General features: G+C 27.1%; 19 protein-coding genes. 2 read left to right on the top strand and 17 right to left on the bottom strand.

Translation table 11 applies throughout. The features are described from left to right. Positions 1 to 235: 235 nt before the first annotated feature. The 6 genes from NSA50_RS15585 to NSA50_RS15560 all read right to left on the bottom strand — a co-directional run bounded on the left by NSA50_RS15585 (position 236) and on the right by NSA50_RS15560 (position 5,710). Entirely contained in the window at positions 236 to 784 is a 549-nt protein-coding gene (locus NSA50_RS15585) for an NADH peroxidase (RefSeq protein WP_257446531.1), read from the bottom strand. Positions 785 to 1,059: 275 nt separating this feature from the next. Next, positions 1,060 to 2,013, bottom strand: a complete 954-nt coding sequence (locus NSA50_RS15580; RefSeq protein WP_195263823.1) for a siderophore ABC transporter substrate-binding protein — start codon at positions 2,011 to 2,013, stop codon at positions 1,060 to 1,062. Positions 2,014 to 2,071: 58 nt separating this feature from the next. Continuing rightward, positions 2,072 to 2,827, bottom strand: coding sequence for an iron ABC transporter ATP-binding protein (locus NSA50_RS15575; RefSeq protein WP_195263822.1), 756 nt, complete (start codon positions 2,825 to 2,827; stop codon positions 2,072 to 2,074). After that, on the bottom strand, positions 2,824 to 3,777 hold the full coding sequence (locus NSA50_RS15570; protein WP_195263821.1) for an iron chelate uptake ABC transporter family permease subunit: 954 nt from the start codon (positions 3,775 to 3,777) through the stop codon (positions 2,824 to 2,826). Before NSA50_RS15570 ends, NSA50_RS15575 begins: the two co-directional genes overlap by 4 nt. Further along, entirely contained in the window at positions 3,777 to 4,712 is a 936-nt protein-coding gene (locus NSA50_RS15565; protein ID WP_195263820.1) for an ABC transporter permease, read from the bottom strand. Before NSA50_RS15565 ends, NSA50_RS15570 begins: the two co-directional genes overlap by 1 nt. A gap of 206 nt (positions 4,713 to 4,918) precedes the next feature. Then, positions 4,919 to 5,710, bottom strand: coding sequence for a GTP pyrophosphokinase (locus NSA50_RS15560; RefSeq protein ID WP_195263819.1), 792 nt, complete (start codon positions 5,708 to 5,710; stop codon positions 4,919 to 4,921). A gap of 359 nt (positions 5,711 to 6,069) precedes the next feature. Here NSA50_RS15560 and NSA50_RS15555 point away from each other — a divergent pair, with 359 nt between their 5' ends. Both NSA50_RS15555 and NSA50_RS15550 read left to right on the top strand, forming a co-directional pair. Further along, positions 6,070 to 6,795, top strand: coding sequence for a DUF2225 domain-containing protein (locus NSA50_RS15555; RefSeq protein ID WP_257446525.1), 726 nt, complete (start codon positions 6,070 to 6,072; stop codon positions 6,793 to 6,795). A 1-nt stretch (position 6,796) separates the two neighbouring features. Then, entirely contained in the window at positions 6,797 to 7,771 is a 975-nt protein-coding gene (locus NSA50_RS15550; protein WP_195263817.1) for a methyl-accepting chemotaxis protein, read from the top strand. A 94-nt stretch (positions 7,772 to 7,865) separates the two neighbouring features. Here NSA50_RS15550 and NSA50_RS15545 read toward each other — a convergent pair whose 3' ends face one another. From NSA50_RS15545 to NSA50_RS15495, 11 genes are all read right to left on the bottom strand, one after another. After that, complete coding sequence (locus tag NSA50_RS15545; protein WP_257446522.1) at positions 7,866 to 10,334, bottom strand: FAD-dependent oxidoreductase; 2,469 nt, start codon at positions 10,332 to 10,334, stop codon at positions 7,866 to 7,868. A gap of 203 nt (positions 10,335 to 10,537) precedes the next feature. Beyond that, a complete protein-coding gene (locus NSA50_RS15540; protein WP_195263815.1) occupies positions 10,538 to 10,819 on the bottom strand; it encodes an ArsR/SmtB family transcription factor in 282 nt (93 codons plus the stop codon). A 114-nt stretch (positions 10,820 to 10,933) separates the two neighbouring features. After that, positions 10,934 to 11,587: a Crp/Fnr family transcriptional regulator gene (locus NSA50_RS15535; RefSeq protein WP_195263814.1), complete on the bottom strand. Its 654-nt coding sequence runs from the start codon at positions 11,585 to 11,587 to the stop codon at positions 10,934 to 10,936. Between the two features lie 100 nt (positions 11,588 to 11,687). Further along, a complete protein-coding gene (locus NSA50_RS15530) occupies positions 11,688 to 11,921 on the bottom strand; it encodes a glutaredoxin family protein (RefSeq protein WP_195263813.1) in 234 nt (77 codons plus the stop codon). A gap of 314 nt (positions 11,922 to 12,235) precedes the next feature. Continuing rightward, positions 12,236 to 12,559, bottom strand: a complete 324-nt coding sequence (locus NSA50_RS15525) for a hypothetical protein (RefSeq protein WP_195263812.1) — start codon at positions 12,557 to 12,559, stop codon at positions 12,236 to 12,238. Positions 12,560 to 12,570: 11 nt separating this feature from the next. After that, positions 12,571 to 12,981 (bottom strand): YbaN family protein, encoded by a 411-nt coding sequence (locus NSA50_RS15520; RefSeq protein WP_257446514.1) that lies wholly within the window; start codon positions 12,979 to 12,981, stop codon positions 12,571 to 12,573. Positions 12,982 to 13,012: 31 nt separating this feature from the next. Then, the gene (locus NSA50_RS15515; RefSeq protein ID WP_257446511.1) at positions 13,013 to 13,303 is read right to left on the bottom strand and encodes a nitrous oxide-stimulated promoter family protein; all 291 of its coding nucleotides are present in this window, start codon (positions 13,301 to 13,303) and stop codon (positions 13,013 to 13,015) included. Positions 13,304 to 13,392: 89 nt separating this feature from the next. Further along, the gene (locus NSA50_RS15510) at positions 13,393 to 15,063 is read right to left on the bottom strand and encodes an amino acid ABC transporter ATP-binding/permease protein (RefSeq protein WP_195263809.1); all 1,671 of its coding nucleotides are present in this window, start codon (positions 15,061 to 15,063) and stop codon (positions 13,393 to 13,395) included. Positions 15,064 to 15,065: 2 nt separating this feature from the next. After that, a complete protein-coding gene (locus NSA50_RS15505) occupies positions 15,066 to 16,820 on the bottom strand; it encodes an ABC transporter ATP-binding protein/permease (protein ID WP_257446508.1) in 1,755 nt (584 codons plus the stop codon). 126 nt (positions 16,821 to 16,946) lie between these two features. Next, entirely contained in the window at positions 16,947 to 17,225 is a 279-nt protein-coding gene (locus NSA50_RS15500) for a DUF2325 domain-containing protein (RefSeq protein ID WP_195263807.1), read from the bottom strand. Positions 17,226 to 17,579: 354 nt separating this feature from the next. Then, on the bottom strand, positions 17,580 to 18,218 hold the full coding sequence (locus NSA50_RS15495) for a DUF3793 family protein (protein ID WP_195263806.1): 639 nt from the start codon (positions 18,216 to 18,218) through the stop codon (positions 17,580 to 17,582). Positions 18,219 to 19,387: the final 1,169 nt, after the last annotated feature.

The raw sequence follows: 19,387 nt of genomic DNA, 5'->3' as shown, positions 1-19,387 counted from the left end.
AAAATATAAAAAACATATTTTCCTAAACTCCTAAGAATCTTATTCATCAATTATCCACTGTCCATTATACATCATTTATTATAATTATATCCACTTTTTATAAGTATTTAAAGAGATTATATATTGTATTTTTGTATATAAAACATCCTCATTTTCACATTACAAAAAGAGTGTTGTATTAACGTAATAATACAACACTCTTTTTTAAACGATACCCTATAAATAATCAGGCAAATTAGTTTTGTCCGAAATATCTGTCTAATAATCCCTTGAATGCTTGTCCGTGTCTAGCTTCATCTTTACACATTTCATGAACTGTGTCATGGATTGCATCTAAGTTTAATTGTTTAGCTAATGTTGCTAAATCTTTCTTTCCTTGGCAAGCTCCGTGTTCTGCATTTACTCTAGCTTGTAAGTTAGCTTTTGTATCTGCAACAACTACTTCTCCGATTAATTCTGCGAATTTTGCAGCGTGTTCTGCTTCTTCGAATGCTATTCTCTTATAAGCTTCTGCAACTTCTGGGAATCCTTCTCTATCAGCTTGTCTTGACATTGCTAAGTACATTCCTACTTCTGTACATTCTCCTACGAAGTTAGCTTGTAATCCTTCCATAACTCTTGGATCTACATCTTTAGCTACTCCTACTCTGTGCTCATCTGCCCATGCTAAATCTCCTGATTGTTCCATGAACTTGTCAGCTCCAACCTTACATACTGGACATACTTCTGGTGCTGCATCTCCTTCATGAACGTATCCACATACTGTACAAACAAATTTCTTCATAATTTGAACTCCTCCTAATTTATATATAATTTAATAATTTATTTTTCTATAACTCTTATCAAATCCTTTTGATGTTATTATTATATAATAATAATTATCCATTGTAAATATCAAAATCCACTTTTATGAAAATTTCAAAATAAAATGTACAAGCTTTTCTTTTTTTTATAAATGCTTATTTTTAATTAATAATTTGATACTAAAAACTTCTTTTTATAAATAAAAAGGAAATTTAACACAGGTCAAATTTCCTTTTTTTACAATTATATATTCTATTACTTTATTCCTACTGCTGTTTCCATATCTGAAATTATAGCATCTATAGCCATTATTCCACTTCCACCAACATACCAAGCTTGTGGATTTACATATACTATATGTCCTTCTTCATAAGCTTTAGTTGTCTTTATCAACTCATTTTCTACTGCTTCTTTAACTGATGCTTGAGTTCCAGTTACAGCTCCTCTATCTAAAACAAATAAGTAATCTGGATTCTTTTCTTTTAAGTATTCAAATGAAATATTTTGTCCGTGATTTGAAACTTCTATTTTTGTATCTGCTGGAGTAAATCCGAACTTGCTATAAACCATATCATATCTTGATCCTGCACCATAAACTGATAATGAACCTTCATTAAACATTGTCATTAAAGCTGTTGAATTATTTTCTTTAACTTTTCCACTTACTGCTTCTAATCTCTTATTTATACTTTCTAATTCAGCAGTAACTCCCTCTTCTTTATTAAATACTTTACCTAATACTTTAGCATTATTTTCTGCTGAAGCAAATATATCGCTATTAACTGTACCTAAATATAATACTGGAGCAATTTTCTTTAAATCTTCATAATAAGACTCTTGTCTTCCTTCTATTATAATTAAATCTGGTTCAGCTGCATTAATCTTTTCTAAATCAAATTCTTTTAATGAACCTAAATCAACATATTTATCATCTTTATATTTATCTAAGTATGTTGGAAGAGAACTTTTTGGTAATGCTACCGGCTCAACCCCTAACTTAGCCATTATATCTAATGAACCGTAATCTAAAACTACTACATTTTTAGGATTAACAGGAACCTCTACTTCACCTTTTTGGTCTGTAACAACAACTGTTTTATTTTCTTCTTGTGCTGATTCTTCAGCTTTTTTATCACCTGAAGTACAACCTACTACTCCTACCATTAATAACATAACCATACTTAATATGACTGCAAGTCTCTTTTTCATTAAATTTACCTCCATTTTTTTCTTTTATATAAATTTTATTTTTACATACTAATGTTTTTTAGAAATAAATACATATTTTTTGATTATTTACTTCTCTAATATTAAAGTTCATATCGTAAAGACAGCTTAGACTATCTTCTGTTATCATTTCTTCTGTTATTGTATGATTTACTAATTTCCCATCCTTCAATGCTACAATAGTATCTGAATAACAAGATGCAAAATTTATATCATGAATAACTATTATTATAGTTTTTCCTAAATCATTAACCATTTGTCTAAGCATTTTCATCATTTCAGCTGAATGCTTCATGTCTAAATTATTTAGCGGCTCATCTAAAAGTATGTAATCAGTATCTTGAGCAATTATCATTGCAATATATGCTCTTTGCCTTTGTCCACCACTTAACTCATCAAGGTACTTATCTTGAATATCTGTAAGCTTCATATAATCTAAAGCTTCATCAACAAATTTTTCATCATCTTCTTTTAGCTTTCCTTCACAATATGGAAACCTTCCAAATGAAACAAGTTCTCTAATAGTTAGTCTTATATTTAAATTATTACTTTGCTTTAATATTGATAATTTTTTTGATAACTCTTTAGAGTCCCACTTTTTTATTTCCTTGCCATCTATAATAACTTCTCCTGAATCTGAGTCCATAAGTCTTGATATTATAGATAAAACAGTACTTTTACCAGCACCATTAGGCCCTATAAAGGAAGTTATTTTACCTTCTTCTATGTTAAAAGAAACATCTTCTAGAACTTTTTTACTTCCATAACTTTTACTAATATTTCTTACTTCTATCATAACTTACTCTCCCTTAATAATAGATTTATAAAGTAAATTCCTCCAATAAAGTTAATTATTATACTTATAGTTGTATTAAAGTTGAATAATCTTTCCACCAAGAATTGGCCTCCAACTAAAGCAATTATACTTATAAGTGTACCAACTATAAGAAGAACTGAATGTTTATAAGTTTTAGTTATTTCATAAGTTAAATTAACAACTATTATTCCTAAAAATGTAATAGGTCCAACTAGCGCTGTTGATAACGAAACTAGTATAGCCACAAACATTAATATTTCTTTGCTGAATTTATCGTAATCAACACCTAAGTTTATAGCTTGTTCTCTACCTAATGACATAACATCTAATTTATTAAAATCTTTATATAGAATAACTGCCATTATTACTAATATTACAATAGAAATAAATATTATCTTTGTATTAACTAGGCTAAATGAAGCAAATAGCTTTGTTTGAAGTGCATCAAATTCATTTGGATCTATTAAAACCTGCATAAATGATGATAAGCTTCTAAATAATGTTCCAACTACTGTACCTACTAATAATAAAAAGAAGATATTGTTTTTTCCACTTTTAAGAACTACTTTAAATAAAATCATTGCCAAAACTACCATTAAGGTACCTGAAGTTAAGAAGTTAATTGTTTTATTAACCATGAATATTGATGTAGATCCAAATATAAACACTACTATGGTTTGTACTAAATTATATAAAGCATCTAAGCCAATAATACTTGGCGTTATAATTCTATTATTTGTTATTGTCTGGAATAGTAACGATGCTACCGAAATTGTTGCTCCTGCTATTAATATGCCTAATACTTTTGGAATTCTAAGAGACAAATTAAATCTATAATTTTTTGCATTTAATCCCCACACTACAAACAATGTTAGAAATGTTATTGCAATTATTAGCATTATAATTATTTTTTTCTTATTATTTCTCATTATTTATTCCTCCTAAATATTAAATAAAGGAATATTACAGCTCCAATAACACCAATTGTTAAATCTATAGGCACTTCATATGGTGCAATAATTAATCTACTTATAATATCACAAGCTAAAACAAAGCTTGCACCTAGTAAAGCCACTATAGGCATGTTATTTTTAAGGTTGTCCCCTTTCCATATAGAAACTATATTAGGTATTATTAATCCTACAAAAGGAATACTGCCTACTGTTATTACAACTAAAGAAGAAATTAAAGCTACTATTATAACTCCTATATTAGTAACTCTTTTATAATTCAATCCAAGACTTACTGACATTTCTTCTCCCATACCCGCTAAAGTAAATTTATGTACATATGCAAAAGCAATAATTACTAACGGTATGCTTAAATATAATATTTCGTAGTTACCCTTTAATACTGTTGAAAAACTGCCTTGTAAAAAAGCTCCCATACTTTGCGTCAAATTGTACTTATATGCAAAGAAATCTGTTATTGATCCTATTACATTTCCTAGCATAATTCCTACAAGTGGAATAAAAATTACATTTTTTATTTTTATTTTCTTTAGTATCGTCATAAACATAAAAGTTCCCACTAAAGAAAATATGAAAGATAAAATCATCTTTTGAAATATATTAGCAGATGTAAATATTATTATAGAAAATAAAACTCCAAGCTTTGCAGAATCTACTGTTGCTGCTGTAGTTGGTGAAATAAATTTATTATTACTTATTTGCTGCATTATCACACCACTTATACTCATCCCCACTCCAGCAACTAATATACTGATTAAACGAGGCAATCTGCTTATCATAAGAACCTCTATTTCGGAAGTTCCCATATTAAATATATTTATATTTGATACTCCAACGAATATGGATATTACTGATAGAATAATAGTAATAGCCAATAAAGATTTTTTAGTCATATACTCACTCCCGTTACTTGATAATCTATATCAACTGATTATTATTATAGTTGATAAAGATTATCAATGTCAATATACTTTTGGAGAATTTATCTATATTTTTATACATTAATTAATAAATAGATAGTCTTCATATAAGATATAGCTATCTATTTATTGATAAAAAAAGAGTATGATTACTAAAAATCATACTCTTAAGATTAAATTCAATCTCTATATTTATTTACATCCCTTTTTATAGATACCAATAAATTATTAAGTTCATATATTTCTCCATCCTCTATTAGCTTATTTAATGAACTTTCATATCTACTTGCTTCCGCAAATTTTCCTAGCGATATAAGAGTTAATATATTATGCATAATATTTGAAATTATGTCTGATTTTATTTCAAATAGCTTTTGAGCATCCTTAATTTCATCTTTAATATCAAGCATTTGTTCATCCAACTCAAATGCTGCATCTGCTGCTCTTTTTAGCTTTTCTCTTACATTATCGGGAAGCTGTTTCTTATATTTATAATTTAATGAGTGCTCTATTGTTGCCCAGAAATTCATAGCTAAAGTCCTTATCTGAAATTCAGCCAGTATTTCTTTTTGACCTTCTGCCATATTTATTGGATATTTAATTATAATATGATAACTTCTATATCCACTTTCCTTTACACCTCTAACATAGTCCTTTTCATAAAGAATTTGCATATCTTTTCTTGCTCTTAATATTTCTACAACTCTATCTATATCATCTACAAATTGGCACATTATTCTAATGCCAGCTATATCTTCAATTTCATATTGAAGCCTATCTAAAGGAATTTCAAATTTATTAGCTTTTTCTAGAAGACTAGAAATTTCTTTTACTCTTCCAGTAACAAATTCTATTGGAGAATATTCATTTTTCTTTCTATATTCCTTTCTAATACTTCTAAGCTTTACCTTTAATTCATCTACAGCCTGTTCATAAGGCATAAAAAAACTTTTCCAATCTTGAATCGCCATATCTTATCACCCTTTTCAAACTTCACCCTAAATATTATATCAAAAATATCAAATTGTGTAATTAAATTATTTAACTATATAGGATAAAATACAGATTTTACCCTATATAGTTAAAATGTAACTTATTACTAATCATTAATTTCAAAGATATCTCACACTTAATTAATATATATTATTTTAATTTTATTGTGTACTCAAATAATTCTATTTACTATTTTACATCATAATACTATTAAATTTGTAGATTATTATTTTAAAATGTATTTATAAGTTATTTTTTGTATTTGTAATTGTTTTAGCTACAAATTTGTTATAATATGTTATAATTAGATATATGTAGAATGCCGAGGTGGTAACTTATGATAAGCTCATTAAAGAGTGTACAAACTAAAGATTCAATAAAAAAAGACGATAATAGTGATAAAGCAACTAAAAACTTATTTCTCAAAGAAGTTAATTGTCCAGTTTGTGAAAATTCCTTTAAAACACCAACTGTAAAAGTCAATGCCCCTAGAGTTACTTCTAGAGATTCTGATTTGTTTATAAGATATTCAGTTGAAAATCCATATCTTTATGAAGTATGGCTATGTCCAAGCTGTGGTTACGCAGCTCTTAAAACGGACTTTAATAAAATTAGAGACTTTCAAATACAGCTAGTAAAGGAAAAAATTACTCCTAAATGGGTTAATCGTGAATACGATATTCCTTTCACTGAAAAAATTTCAATCGAAAGATACAAATTAGCTTTAGTTAACTCACTAGTTATTGAAAGTAAAAATAGTACAAAAGCTATGCTTTGTTTAAAAATTGCTTGGATGTATAGGTTATTAATGGATGAAGTTAATGAAAAAAACTATATAAATCAAGCATTAATTGCCTTTAATGATACATTTATAAATGAAAAGCTACCAGTTTATGGATTGGATAGGTTTTCTATTATGTACCTAATAGGTGAATTACATAGAAGAGTTGGGGACGATACATCAGCCTTAAGATGGTTTTCAGAAGTCATTACATCCATAGGTGCACCCCAAAAAGTAAAAGAAATGGCTCGAGATGGAAAAGATAAAATTAGGAGGTACTAATATGGGTTTATTTTCTAAATCAAAGAAAAAAAATATATCAATGAATGATGTTACTAAAGAAGTTTCAGATGATTTTATTGCAAATAATATTGATGAAAAAGAAAATACAAATGAGAATTTAAAAAATGAGATGGTTATGTTAAGTGATACTAGTTCTAGTATTTCTAATGCAATTCAAGATGTTAATAACTCATTATCTAACTTAACAACTGCAACTCTTACTCAAGCAGAAGAAATTAATAATGTAAGCAACATTTTAGAAAACTTTAATAGCCGTATGGAACAATTAGCTTATAACGTTACAAATGTTCAAATTGCTGTTTTAGATACTGATAAAGTTGCAGATGAAGGCTTAAATACATTTACTGATTTAGATGAATCATTAAAATCTTTACAACACGCTTTTACTATAGTTAGTTCAACAGTAAACTCTCTTGTATCAAAGCTAGAATCAGTAAATACTATAACAGATTCTATAAGTCAAATTGCAAGCCAAACAAATTTACTTTCTTTAAATGCTGCAATAGAAGCTGCAAGAGCAGGGGAAGCAGGCAGAGGATTCTCTGTAGTTGCTGGTGAAGTTAGAAAACTAGCTGAAAACTCAAAACAATCAGTTGAAAGTATTACTAAAATATTAGATGATATAAAATCTGATATTCTTGATACTTCTAAAGCAATGCAAGCTGGTAGTTCAGCAATTGATAATCAACAAAAGACTCTTCTTAGCACTAAGAGTAGCTTTACAAACATAAAATCATCAATAGGTGATTCAATTCAAGAAATTGATAGTTGCATAGAAAATCTAACTGTAGCTTCTTCTGAAAAAGATAATGTTTTATCTATCATAGAAAGGGTTTCTACCATTTCTCAAGAGCATTCTGCATTATGTGAAGAAATTGCTGCAAATATGGATCTTCAAGCTACAAGTTTAGAAAAGCTTGATGATACTATTTCATCATTAAATAATCAACTTTAATAACTAAAGCAATATATATTTTAATAAAGATTACTTGCAATCTAAAAAGGAGCTGTTATACAGCTCCTTTTTAGATTGAAATATGCTATTTTAATTATATAAATAAATTGACATTTGCATCATCGGCTTCTCCAAGATAGTATCCAACGCCGCCATAAGTTATTCCATCTATTAACTCTTCTTTTTTAATTCCCATAACATCCATAGACATTGTGCATGCTACTATTTCTACTCCATTTTTTATAGCTGCATCCATTAAGTCTTCTAATGATTGAATATTTTTATTTTTCATGACTCCTCTAATCATTTTAGCGCCCATTCCACCCATATTCATTCTTGATAGTCCAAGCTTTTTGCTACCTCTTGGCATCATCATACCAAATGCTTTTTCTATTATATTTTTAGGTGTCTTTATTTTTTCAGGCTTTCTTAGTACGTTTAATCCCCAGAATGTAAAGAACATAGTTACCTTTTTGCCCATTGTAGCTGCACCATTAGCAATTATAAATGAAGCAATAGCTTTATCTAGATCTCCACTAAATACAACCATTGTTTGACCATTATTATTTTGAACTGTAGTACAAGTATTAGAAATTTCAGTTCCAGATAGAATTTGATCTGAACACTTCATAATTGTTGCTTCTATAATTCCCTTGTTTTTATCTAAATTCATAAGTCTATTATTAGTTTTCTTAGTCCAAGCTTCTATATCTCTACAGAATCCTTCATCTGATACCTTTACCTTTAAGACTTCTCCATCATTCATATCATCCATAGTTGCTTTTACTTGCATTAAAGGTCCTGGACAAGATAATCCTGTTGCATTTAATTCTCTTACCTTATCAGCTGCTACTTCTTTCATTACAGAATCTCCATTTTCACTATTATTTATATTATTTTTACTTTCAAAAACTTTTGCTTTGTAGTTCCAGTTCACATAAGACTTATAACCACCATTTAAGTTTCTAGCTTTAAAGCCATTAGCCTTTAATATTCTAGCTGCTATATAACCTCTTATTCCTACTGCACAATAAACTAAAATTTCTTTATCTTTATCTAGCTTATCTAAATTATTTCTTAAATCATTAACTGGTATATTTATTGAATTTTCTATCTTTCCAAGCTCTACTTCTTGCTTATCTCTTGTATCTAATAAAATTTGCTTTGATGAATCAAATTTATTTAAATCCTCTATGTTTATAACATCTACTAGTCCTTTGGTTTGATTTTGAGCTATAAAACCTGCCATATTTGCTGGTGATTTTGCTGATAGGAACGGTGGTGCATATGAAAGTTCAAGTTCTGCTAAATCTTCCATTGTTCCACCAAACTTAATTGATGTTGCTACTACATCTATAAATTTATCTACACCTTCATATCCTAAAGCTTGAGCTCCAAGTATTTTACCTTCAACATCATATATCACCTTTATTGTTAGCGGTGTAGCATCTGGATAATATCCAGCATGACTCATTGGATGTAAATATACCTTATTAAATTTAATTCCATATCTATTTAAAGTTCTTTCATTATTTCCTGTTGAAGCTGCAACCATATCAAATATTTTTATTATAGATGTTCCTAAAGTTCCTTTATATGCTGAATTTAAACCTGCTATATTATCAGCTATTATTCTTCCTTGTTTGTTTGCTGGTCCTGCTAGTGGTATAAATGCTTCATTTCCATTTACATAGTCTTTTACAACTACTGCATCCCCAGCCGCATATACTCCATCTTTATTAGTTCTCATGTGATCATCTACAATTATATGACCTCTTTCTCCAAGTTCTATACCACTCTCTCTTATGAATGTAGTATCTGGAGTTACCCCAATAGCTGAAACAACCATATCAACAACTATTTCTTTTCCGCTTTCTAGCTTAACCTTTATAAAATTATCAGTTTCTTCAAATCCATTAACTTTTTCATTTAACATGATACTTATATCATTAGAATTTAATTCTTTTTCAATTAAGCTTGAAAATTCAGAATCAAAAGGTGCCATAACATGAGGTGCTGCTTCTACTAATGTTACTTCAATACCTCTTTCCCTTAAGTTCTCTGCCATTTCTATTCCAATAAATCCACCACCAATAACAACGGCTGATTTAGTACCTTTGGAATCTACAAAAGCTTTTACTTTATCTGTATCTGGAACATTTCTAACTGTAAATATTTTTTTACTATCTATTCCTGGTAAATTAGGTTTTATTGGTTTTGCTCCTGGTGATAAAACTAAATAATCATAGCTTTCTTCATATTCTTCATTATTAAGTGTTTTTACTTTTACCTTTTTATCATCTGCATTAATTTGTATAACTTCACTATTGATTCTTACATCTATATTAAATCTATCTTTCATCTTTTCTGGCGTTTGAAGAAGTAAAGCATCTCTCTCTTTTATTACTTCACCAACATAATAAGGAAGTCCACAGTTTGCAAAGGAAATATACTCACCTTTTTCAAACATTACTATTTCTATATTTTCATCTAATCTTCTAAGTCTAGCTGCTGCAGATGCTCCACCTGCAACTCCTCCAACTATTAAAACTTTCTTATTCATTAAAAATCCTCCTAAATCTGCTGATATTATTCTTTCTAAATTTTTCATATCTATAATCAATATAATATTCATTCAATTAATTATTGTTATATTATAATATTACGATATTTATTTTAAATTTAAAGAACAGCTATAATTTAGCTGTTCTAAATTAGCAACTTTACACTATTAAAAATTTAAATTATTGATAAATAATTTGAATATTATTCTTCTATAAGAGCTTGTATAATTTTCTCAGCTCTTTTATCAACTACTTCATATACTATTTCAAGTCCGTTTCTTTCACCTTTAATTATTCCAACACTCTTTAGCTTTTGAAGATGTTGAGAAATTGTAGATTGAGGCATACCTAAGCAACTATGCATATTAGTTACATTACAAGAACCCTTTTCTAAAAGATTTTTTACTATACAAAGTCTAACTGGATGAGCTAAAACTTTTAAAAATTCTGCTATATCCTCGTATTGTTTGTAATTACTGTCCAAGATATCACCTCTTCTCATCTTACATATTAACTACACATATCATTGTTATTTCTGTGTCAATAATATTACTATATTCAAATTTTAAGATATTGTTACCTAAATGTCAATACTAATTTAAAAAATCCAATTTTTTATTTTTATCTTTCCTCTTCCAAGTTCTAATATTTCTCTTTTTTCTAATGATTTTAAGCTCCTACTTACTACTTCCCTTGAAGATCCTATATCTGCAGCAATTTTTTCATGAGTTGTATAAATTATTTTTCCACCATTATTATCATTCATTTTTTCTTTAAAATAATTTATAATTCTATTTTCTATACTGTCAAATGTAACTTTTTCTAATCCTTCTACTACGGTTTCAAACTTATTGTATAAATTTTTAAATATATATTTTAAGAAGCTACTATTATCTAATAAATGTCTCTTAAAAAAATCCATTGGTAATAAAGCAATCACTGCATTTTCTTCTACCTCAGAAAATGAAGTTTCTTCTGATTCAGTTAAAGCACATAATATTGTGTTAAAACAATTATCTCCCTTACCCAATCTATATAAAGTTATCTCTTTTCCATCATCACCAAGTTTATAAATTCTTATTCTACCATCTAATATAAAAGAAAATCCTATACAACTTTGTTTATTATTAAACATACTTTGTCCAACTTCATAGGTATTTACAATAACCCTCTTAAAAAATTCTTCTAATACTTCTTCACTTAAATCAGTTAAAAACGGATAATTTTCTATAACCTTTTTTCTTAACTCCATACTCTTACCTCATAAAATTCTTAAAAATAAAAAAAGTAAAACTAATTCTATTTTAGCTTTACTTTTTTTCTTTATCAATGTTTTTGATAATTATTTAATATTATAGTCCTAATAAATTATCTATTGTGTTTTTATCAAAACCAACAACTATTTTCCCGTTTATATCCAAAACAGGAACTCCCATTTGTCCACTTTTATTTACCATTTCCATAGCTGCTGCTCTATTTAATCCTACGTTAACTTCTTCATAATTTATATTCTTACTCTTTAAATAATTTTTTACTTTTGTACACCATGGACAAGTATTAGTTGTGTAAACTTTTATATTATTCATTTCTATTTCCTCCAATAATGTATTATTTACTCTATGATATAAGTATATTCTCATTCTTCAAATTTGACTGTAACAAAGTCACAAAACTAATTTTTCTATAAAAAAACATACTTTTCAGATATAAAAGTACGTTTCTATAAATGTATATTTTTCTAGCCTTAACCTATTTCTAAAATTAAAGCTATTCATATATAGCTATAAAAATATAGTCTTCTTGAAATCTAAATATTTAAAGCTATTTAGATTTTCATAAACACTATACTTATTTTGATACCCCAAATTTAAGTAACATATTTATTTGTAATTATTTAAGATTATTTTAATATAGCTATAACTGTAAATAGATAAACAAAAAATCCTACAGTACAAATAATATGAGGTTTCTTATATGTCTTAGGCTTTTTAGTTGAAAAGTATCCTGTTACTCCAATAGCAATCATTATTCCAGTAAAACCAATATATTTTATGAAATCATCTTGACCTATTTTTTGTATTAATGCAAAGCACATTGCTAATACAGATATAGTCCCAAGATAAATATGCGTTTTTACAAAGTTTATCTTCTTTATTTTAAATATCTTAGGTATATAATAAAATAATAATGATAACATAAATAGCGATGATGATATTCTTTCCATTGTTCCTCCAACTAATTTTCTTGTGTTAATTTTCTTATTGCTTTTTCTTCTGCTGTTATAGTTTTTATTCTAAAGATGAAATAATAGAATTTAAATAGTATAAGTACTACTATCACCCCCTTCATGAATAAGCTATCTATAAGTATTAAAGGAAATGCTAACATGAAATCTGCAAATGCTAAGATACATATTTTCTCCTTTAGTGTCATAGTTCTTTCTTTTACAAAGGATTCTAAGTGATTTTTATATAGCTTTGTTCCTATAAACCAAGTATTAAATCTATCTGATCCCTTTGCAAAACAATATGATGCTAATAGTAAAAATGGTGTTGTTGGAAATATTGGAAGTACTACCCCTATAGCACCTAATACTACTGAAATTAGTCCTACTGTTATATAAATATATTTTTTTATTGACTTCATAATAATATCTCCCCTTCAATTATTATTTAAGTTAGTACGTAATATGCCTAATTAACTCTATTGGATTATATATAATTAGTCTTGGACCAGAAAACCTCATAACCCTCTTAATTTTCTCTTTCATATCCTTTTTATAACAATGTATTGGACATTTACCACAAGTACTCTTTTCTTCACCAAATTTACAATAAGTAAGTCTCTTCAAAGCATATTCAAGCAATTCGCTACATTCAGCGCATAACTCTTTTTCCCTATGCTTCTTTTTACAATATATTTTTATCATAAGCTCTATTGTCTTTTTTTCTCTTTCAATCTTAGTCATATATCCCCCATGAATTTAATAATCATTATCAAGTACTTCTTTAAATTAAGAGGACTTTTACATCCTCTTAAAATTTAAATTTACTTACTTTAACTTATCTTAATTTGCTTATTTTCTAATTTATATACCTTATCACAAATAGCTGTTGTAGATTTTCTATGAGAAATTAATATAATAGTTTTTTCTTTACAATTTTCATTTATAGCTTTTAATATTTCCCCTTCATTTAAAGCATCTAAATTACTAGTTGGCTCGTCTAATACTAATACATCACTATCTTTTAAGAAAGCTCTTGCTAATCCAATTCTTTGTTTTTCTCCAGAAGATAAATTCCCTCCAAGTTCTGAAACCCTAGTTTCATATCCTTTTGGAAGACTTAATATAAAATCATGAATTGAGGCTTTCTTTGCTGCTTCTATTATTTCTGCTTCAGAAGCATTTTTATTTCCTACTTTTATATTTTCTCTTATTGATTCATTAAATAAATATGTTTCTTGGCTAACTAATGTTTGAGAACTTCTTAGTGATTCTGTATTAATATCTTTTATATCTATATTATCTAATTTTATATCCCCGCTATTAACATCCCAAAATCTCATTATTAGTTTTATGAATGTACTCTTACCAATTCCACTTTCCCCTATTAATGCAATCTTGTCTCCCTTTCTTATGTTTAAAGATGCATTATTGAATATCATTTCTTTTCTATTTGGATATGAGAAGCTTACACTTTTATATTCAATATCATTTCCTTGTATGTCTTCTTTACCACTTACTTCTTCCACTTGAGGTTTTTCATCTAAAAGAGCAAAGATTCTTTCTGCACAAGCAAAAGTTTGAAGTAATGTATTTGATAAATTACTTAAAGCAACTACTGGTCCAAAAGATGAAGCTATTATTACTATTGAAACTATAGCAGTAGTAAAACTTATATTCCCTGATAAATATTCGCTTGTCCCAATTAGTACAAAAGTTAATATTGCAATCATTATTGTAATATCTGTTGTTGCTCTAATTACTCCTTCATGCTTTTTTATTTTTTCTAAACTCTTATTAAGTCTAATTGAATTTTCATTTATCTTATTTAACCTTTCTTTACCATTTTTAAATAATAATACTTCTTTTAATCCTCTTAATGAATCAAGAATATAATTATTACTTTCACCGAATATATTTCTATAATTTACTCCAGCTTCTTTTGCAAAACTTGATGAAGCATAAGGTATTACAAAACCAACTATTAAAAAGAATATAGCAGCTAACACACCAAATACTGGTCTTATATTAAATAAAATTATTGATATAATTGAGTTTGTAATTATAGCAATTGAAATTGGTGCTATTGTATGTGCATAAAATACTTCTAATAACTCTATATCAGAAGTTATTAATGCAATCAAATTTCCTTTTTCTTTTCCTTCTAATTTTGCTGGTGCTAATTTTCTTAATACAGTAAATATCTTATCTCTTAATATATACAGTATTTTAAAAGCTATATAATGCCCTGATAGTTGTTCTCCATATCTTAAGAACCCTCTAAAAAGTGCAGAAATAGCCATAACTATCATTGCTCCCTTGAAGCTTATAAAAGTTATATCTCCTATATATGCACCTAGTGCTACAGCGCCAAAAGAAGCTATAGAAATTGCAGCAAGGAAGCCTAATACTCCCATAAATATAGTAATTACCATTACAGGTGCTAATGGTTTTAACTCAACTATTAATCTTTTCATTATTTGGAAGCCTGATCTTCTTTTCATATCTAACAAACCTCCCTAATTTCTTCTAATTCATTTTGCTTATCAACCATGCTGTAGTAATATCTATTAAGCTTCATAAGCTCTTCATGAGTACCTTCTTCACATAATATTCCTTTATTCATAACATATATATTTTTAGCTCCTCTTACATTTGCTAATCTATGCGATATTACTAATATAGTTTTTTCTTTTGAAAGATCATATATAGATTCCCAAATAGCTTCTTCACTTTCTACATCTATATTAGAAGTTGCTTCATCAAATATTATCATCTTTCTATTTGCTAAAATAGCTCTTGCAAGTGCTAATCTTTGCTTTTGTCCCCCTGATAAAGCACTTCCGCCTTCACCTACATTTGTATTCAATCCATCTTTTAAACTATCTACAAAACTATCTAGTCTAGCAAGCTTTAATGCATTTTTTATTTCTTCATTAGTTGCATATTTCTTTCCTATAAGTAAATTATCTAAAATAGTTCCATTAAATATATAACTATTAGTTGATATTAAGGCTATATTTTCATAAATAGTATCTAAATCAATCTTTTCTATATCAACTGAATTTAATAATACTTTTCCTTTATTAACTTTATAGTTATTTAAAATTATAGATGCAATAGTACTTTTACCTGAACCACTTTCCCCTACAATCGCAACCATTCCTTTTGGAGTTATCTTCATATTTATGCCATTTAGAACTTCTCTTTCTCCATCATAACTAAAGCTAGCATTGTTTAATTCAACTGTGATATCACCAGCTATTTCTTTAACATTAGTGTCTATGTCTTTTTCTCTTTCTTTAGCATCTAGTATTCCAAAAATTCTATCAGATGCTGCCATACCATTCATTGCTATATGGAAGTATGACCCTAAAAGTCTTAATGGTATAAAGAATTCTGAAGATAATAAAATTATTACAAGTAAACTTCCAGGATTAAGTTCCCCATTACTAAATTGAATTAGTGCAACTATTGTCCCAGCAGCTGCTCCACCAAAGGCTACTAAATCCATTATTGTAATAGAATTTAGTTGCATACTTAAAACCTTCATTGTTATCTTTCTAAACTTTTCTGCTTCTGTATTCATTTTTTGATGTCTTTCTTCATCCATATTAAAAACCTTTAAAGTTGTTAATCCCTGAAGATTTTCTAAGAATGTACCACCTAAATCTGAATAGCTCTTCCAATAATCTTTTAATATTCTCTTTGCAATTTTCATTATTGCAATTATTGATATTGGGATAAGAGGTACGCAAAGAATGAATACTAAAGCTGCCTTAAATGATATAAAACTCATAAATACAAATAATGTTACTGGAACTAATAATGAATAGAAAAATTGTGGTAGATACTTCCCAAAATAAATTTCTAATTGTTCTACTCCCTCTACCATTACTTGAACTATGGATGAAGTGCTTTCTACATTGCTGTATCCATTTCCTAACTTCAATAATTTTTTATAAACAAGCTCTCTTAAAGTCATTCTTGCTTTTGTTGATGCCAAATCTGAAAATTTAGCATATAAAATATTGCAAATAAATCTTAAACATAATAATAGGAATATTATTGCTCCAGATATAAAAATAGATTTATCTGCTATGCTAGTTGTTTCACCAGAATAAATATTATTAATAAACTGTCCTATAAGCAGTATTATTATAATATTACAGATAATAGCAAGCCAATTCATAAATATAGTGAAGCCAATATACTTTTTAGAGTCATTACAAAGGTTTATAAGCCTCTTATTGATCATCATATTATAAATCCCCCATTTCATTGATATTAAATTTCATTTGATAATTACAGTACAAAAGTATACTGTAATTGATATTCATTTTCAATTATATATTATATTTTTATTGTTAATTTTTTATGAACATCGTTATATTATATTTTTTATAATTTCCTCTAAAGAATGAACAGTACTATTATGATTATTAATTACTCTTATATTTTTTCTTTCAGCTTCCTTTTTTGCTTTTATAGCCATTTTATGTGATACTATGTTTGTAAATAATATTATTACATCCGCGCTACCTATCTTATCATTTAGCCCAGCTTTCATTTGAGTAAATATTTTAGCCTTACATTTATATTTTTTACAGATATTTAAATAATCCCTACTCATTCTATCGTGACCACCAATTACAACTATACTCATTTAATATCCCCTCTTTCTTTTCAATTGTTTATAATAATAGTTACTCTTAATGATATGTATTAACTTTCCGATTTTTATATAATTTCGAATACATATCATTAATGAGGCTAATTCATTTTTGGGTAATTTTAAGTAGCAAAATATAAGTTGGCGAAGATAAATAGACTGTGGGATAAGCATATAGCGAGCAATTAGAAGTACTTGGTGTTGGAGAAACTACTAGGCCTTGGTGTTGCTTAATTGTTTGAGCACAGCGAGTTAACCAAAACTCTTGGCATAGTAGTTTTTCCTAATTATTTATAGGAACATATCTATTTATCATAGCCTCTATATTCTCAATTTATAAAATTTTGCTTATATGCAAAACTTAATATTATCGTAGTTACTAAAAATTATATTGTTTACTATTGAATCAATAGGTTCTCCTTCTAGAATTTTATCCATTGTCTTTTCTCTTACATCATCATATATATCGAATATTTCTAATGCCTTTTCATAATTGCTATAAACTTTCCAATATCCACACCCTAAACACTTCTTATAACTACATTGCATAAAGCCTTTTACATCATTAATTGGAATTCCTAAAAATATACCAAGCTCATGAGGACATTTAAATTTCTCATATCTTTCTTTTAAGTATTCTATATAATAAGAAATATTATTATTTCTTTTATATCCAAGTTTAATTAAAAAATCCATATTTTCAGGCTTAAATATATGCTTTTTTAGAATATCATTATTATAAATTAGTATTATTGAGGCATTATCATCTTCTCTTAAATTAATAAAGCTTAAATTTATAGATTTTAAAAATGATTTCCCATCTTGAATCCAAGTTTTATATAACTTTTCTAACTTTTTATTTATAGTTACAGTTGCTGAAGGTTTAACGCCTGCTATCACCAAGGAACTATTATATAATAAGAACTTTTTTATAGATTCTTCATTTTCTATATTGAATAAGTCTTTATAAAATTCAATTTTATCCATACATAACACCACCTATTCTATTAATCAATATTGATATTCATTATCAATTAAATATTATTTTATTATATAATTTTTGTCAATCCTTACTTAATTATCTTTTAATCTACTATTCTTATTTTTAGGAATTTATATACGAATTATACATAAAAAATAGGAATGTCTCAGACATCCCTTAAATTATATTTTCTTCAAACTACTTTGTAGTACATTTTATCTTCATTTTGCATCTTTCATTTTAAATTTTTAATTGCAAATATATTTTCAAAAGAAATATTTTTAAAAACAACCAATAAACATAGGTAATATCAGTATTTTAATTAATTTTGAAAATACTGATATTTCATCTTTTTGAATTACAATGAAATATATTTTTGACGATTTTTTGACGTCAAAACGACACTTGACATAAATTAAATTTTTGGATATTTTATTTGGAAAACTATTATAGGCATAACCCTTATATGAGATCCGTCTTATGATGGCTTTTTTCTTTTTAAATAATTTATATGCATATCATCTTATTTTTAAAACATACTATTACTGTAAAGACCTTTTAAATCATTTTGTTATTTTTAACATTATCTTCGGCAACATACTTATATTGGTATGCTGCTTTTCATTGTATTTAAACATGAAAATAGCACCCAGTATAAACCGAGTGCTCCACGGATAAATATTAAAAAGGTATATATAATACTTATAACCTAATTAGAAGTTTCAAAGATAAATAACTACATGCACATACAAATCTATTATTAAGTATTATATTTTTTTAATTATATCTAATTTTATTCATCTATAAAATAGTATTTAACGTATATTTTACACTATTATACGAAAATAGCACCCAGTATAAACTGAATGCTACCATGATAAAAGTTAAAGGAGTTAAATTAGTTAAAAGCTATATAATACTTATTAACAATTAATATATATATGCATATTTAACTTATGGTTGAAAGTATGTATGAATGATATATTAAATCAATATAAATCATTATTGCTTTATAATTAGTTAATAAGTATTACAACTTAATTATAACTAAATTTCCTACTTCTTGAAATAATTTTTAGCGTACTTATATTATTGTTTCACGACTTCAATATACGAAAATAGCACCCAGTATAAACCGAGTACTATTCCGTGGTAATAAATTTGATTTAATGAA

This window comes from Clostridium mucosae (assembly GCF_024622765.1).
In the GTDB taxonomy this organism is placed as follows: Bacteria; Bacillota; Clostridia; order Clostridiales; family Clostridiaceae; genus Clostridium.
The sequence above is the reverse complement of the archived record's forward strand: the minus strand, read 5'-3'. Positions and strand labels throughout refer to the sequence as shown.

What these genes read in the sequence shown, in the direction of transcription:
- NSA50_RS15555 (WP_257446525.1), top strand. Translation starts at nt 6,070, where the DNA reads ATGATAAGCTCATTAAAGAGTGTACAAACTAAAGATTCAATAAAAAAA.
- NSA50_RS15585 (WP_257446531.1), bottom strand. Translation starts at nt 784, where the DNA reads ATGAAGAAATTTGTTTGTACAGTATGTGGATACGTTCATGAAGGAGAT.
- NSA50_RS15520 (WP_257446514.1), bottom strand. Translation starts at nt 12,981, where the DNA reads ATGAAGTCAATAAAAAAATATATTTATATAACAGTAGGACTAATTTCA.
- NSA50_RS15580 (WP_195263823.1), bottom strand. Translation starts at nt 2,013, where the DNA reads ATGAAAAAGAGACTTGCAGTCATATTAAGTATGGTTATGTTATTAATG.
- NSA50_RS15510 (WP_195263809.1), bottom strand. Translation starts at nt 15,063, where the DNA reads ATGAAAAGAAGATCAGGCTTCCAAATAATGAAAAGATTAATAGTTGAG.
- NSA50_RS15500 (WP_195263807.1), bottom strand. Translation starts at nt 17,225, where the DNA reads ATGAGTATAGTTGTAATTGGTGGTCACGATAGAATGAGTAGGGATTAT.
- NSA50_RS15575 (WP_195263822.1), bottom strand. Translation starts at nt 2,827, where the DNA reads ATGATAGAAGTAAGAAATATTAGTAAAAGTTATGGAAGTAAAAAAGTT.
- NSA50_RS15560 (WP_195263819.1), bottom strand. Translation starts at nt 5,710, where the DNA reads ATGGCGATTCAAGATTGGAAAAGTTTTTTTATGCCTTATGAACAGGCT.
- NSA50_RS15535 (WP_195263814.1), bottom strand. Translation starts at nt 11,587, where the DNA reads ATGGAGTTAAGAAAAAAGGTTATAGAAAATTATCCGTTTTTAACTGAT.
- NSA50_RS15570 (WP_195263821.1), bottom strand. Translation starts at nt 3,777, where the DNA reads ATGAGAAATAATAAGAAAAAAATAATTATAATGCTAATAATTGCAATA.
- NSA50_RS15530 (WP_195263813.1), bottom strand. Translation starts at nt 11,921, where the DNA reads ATGAATAATATAAAAGTTTACACAACTAATACTTGTCCATGGTGTACA.
- NSA50_RS15495 (WP_195263806.1), bottom strand. Translation starts at nt 18,218, where the DNA reads ATGGATAAAATTGAATTTTATAAAGACTTATTCAATATAGAAAATGAA.
- NSA50_RS15525 (WP_195263812.1), bottom strand. Translation starts at nt 12,559, where the DNA reads ATGGAAAGAATATCATCATCGCTATTTATGTTATCATTATTATTTTAT.
- NSA50_RS15545 (WP_257446522.1), bottom strand. Translation starts at nt 10,334, where the DNA reads ATGAATAAGAAAGTTTTAATAGTTGGAGGAGTTGCAGGTGGAGCATCT.
- NSA50_RS15505 (WP_257446508.1), bottom strand. Translation starts at nt 16,820, where the DNA reads ATGATGATCAATAAGAGGCTTATAAACCTTTGTAATGACTCTAAAAAG.
- NSA50_RS15515 (WP_257446511.1), bottom strand. Translation starts at nt 13,303, where the DNA reads ATGACTAAGATTGAAAGAGAAAAAAAGACAATAGAGCTTATGATAAAA.
- NSA50_RS15565 (WP_195263820.1), bottom strand. Translation starts at nt 4,712, where the DNA reads ATGACTAAAAAATCTTTATTGGCTATTACTATTATTCTATCAGTAATA.
- NSA50_RS15550 (WP_195263817.1), top strand. Translation starts at nt 6,797, where the DNA reads ATGGGTTTATTTTCTAAATCAAAGAAAAAAAATATATCAATGAATGAT.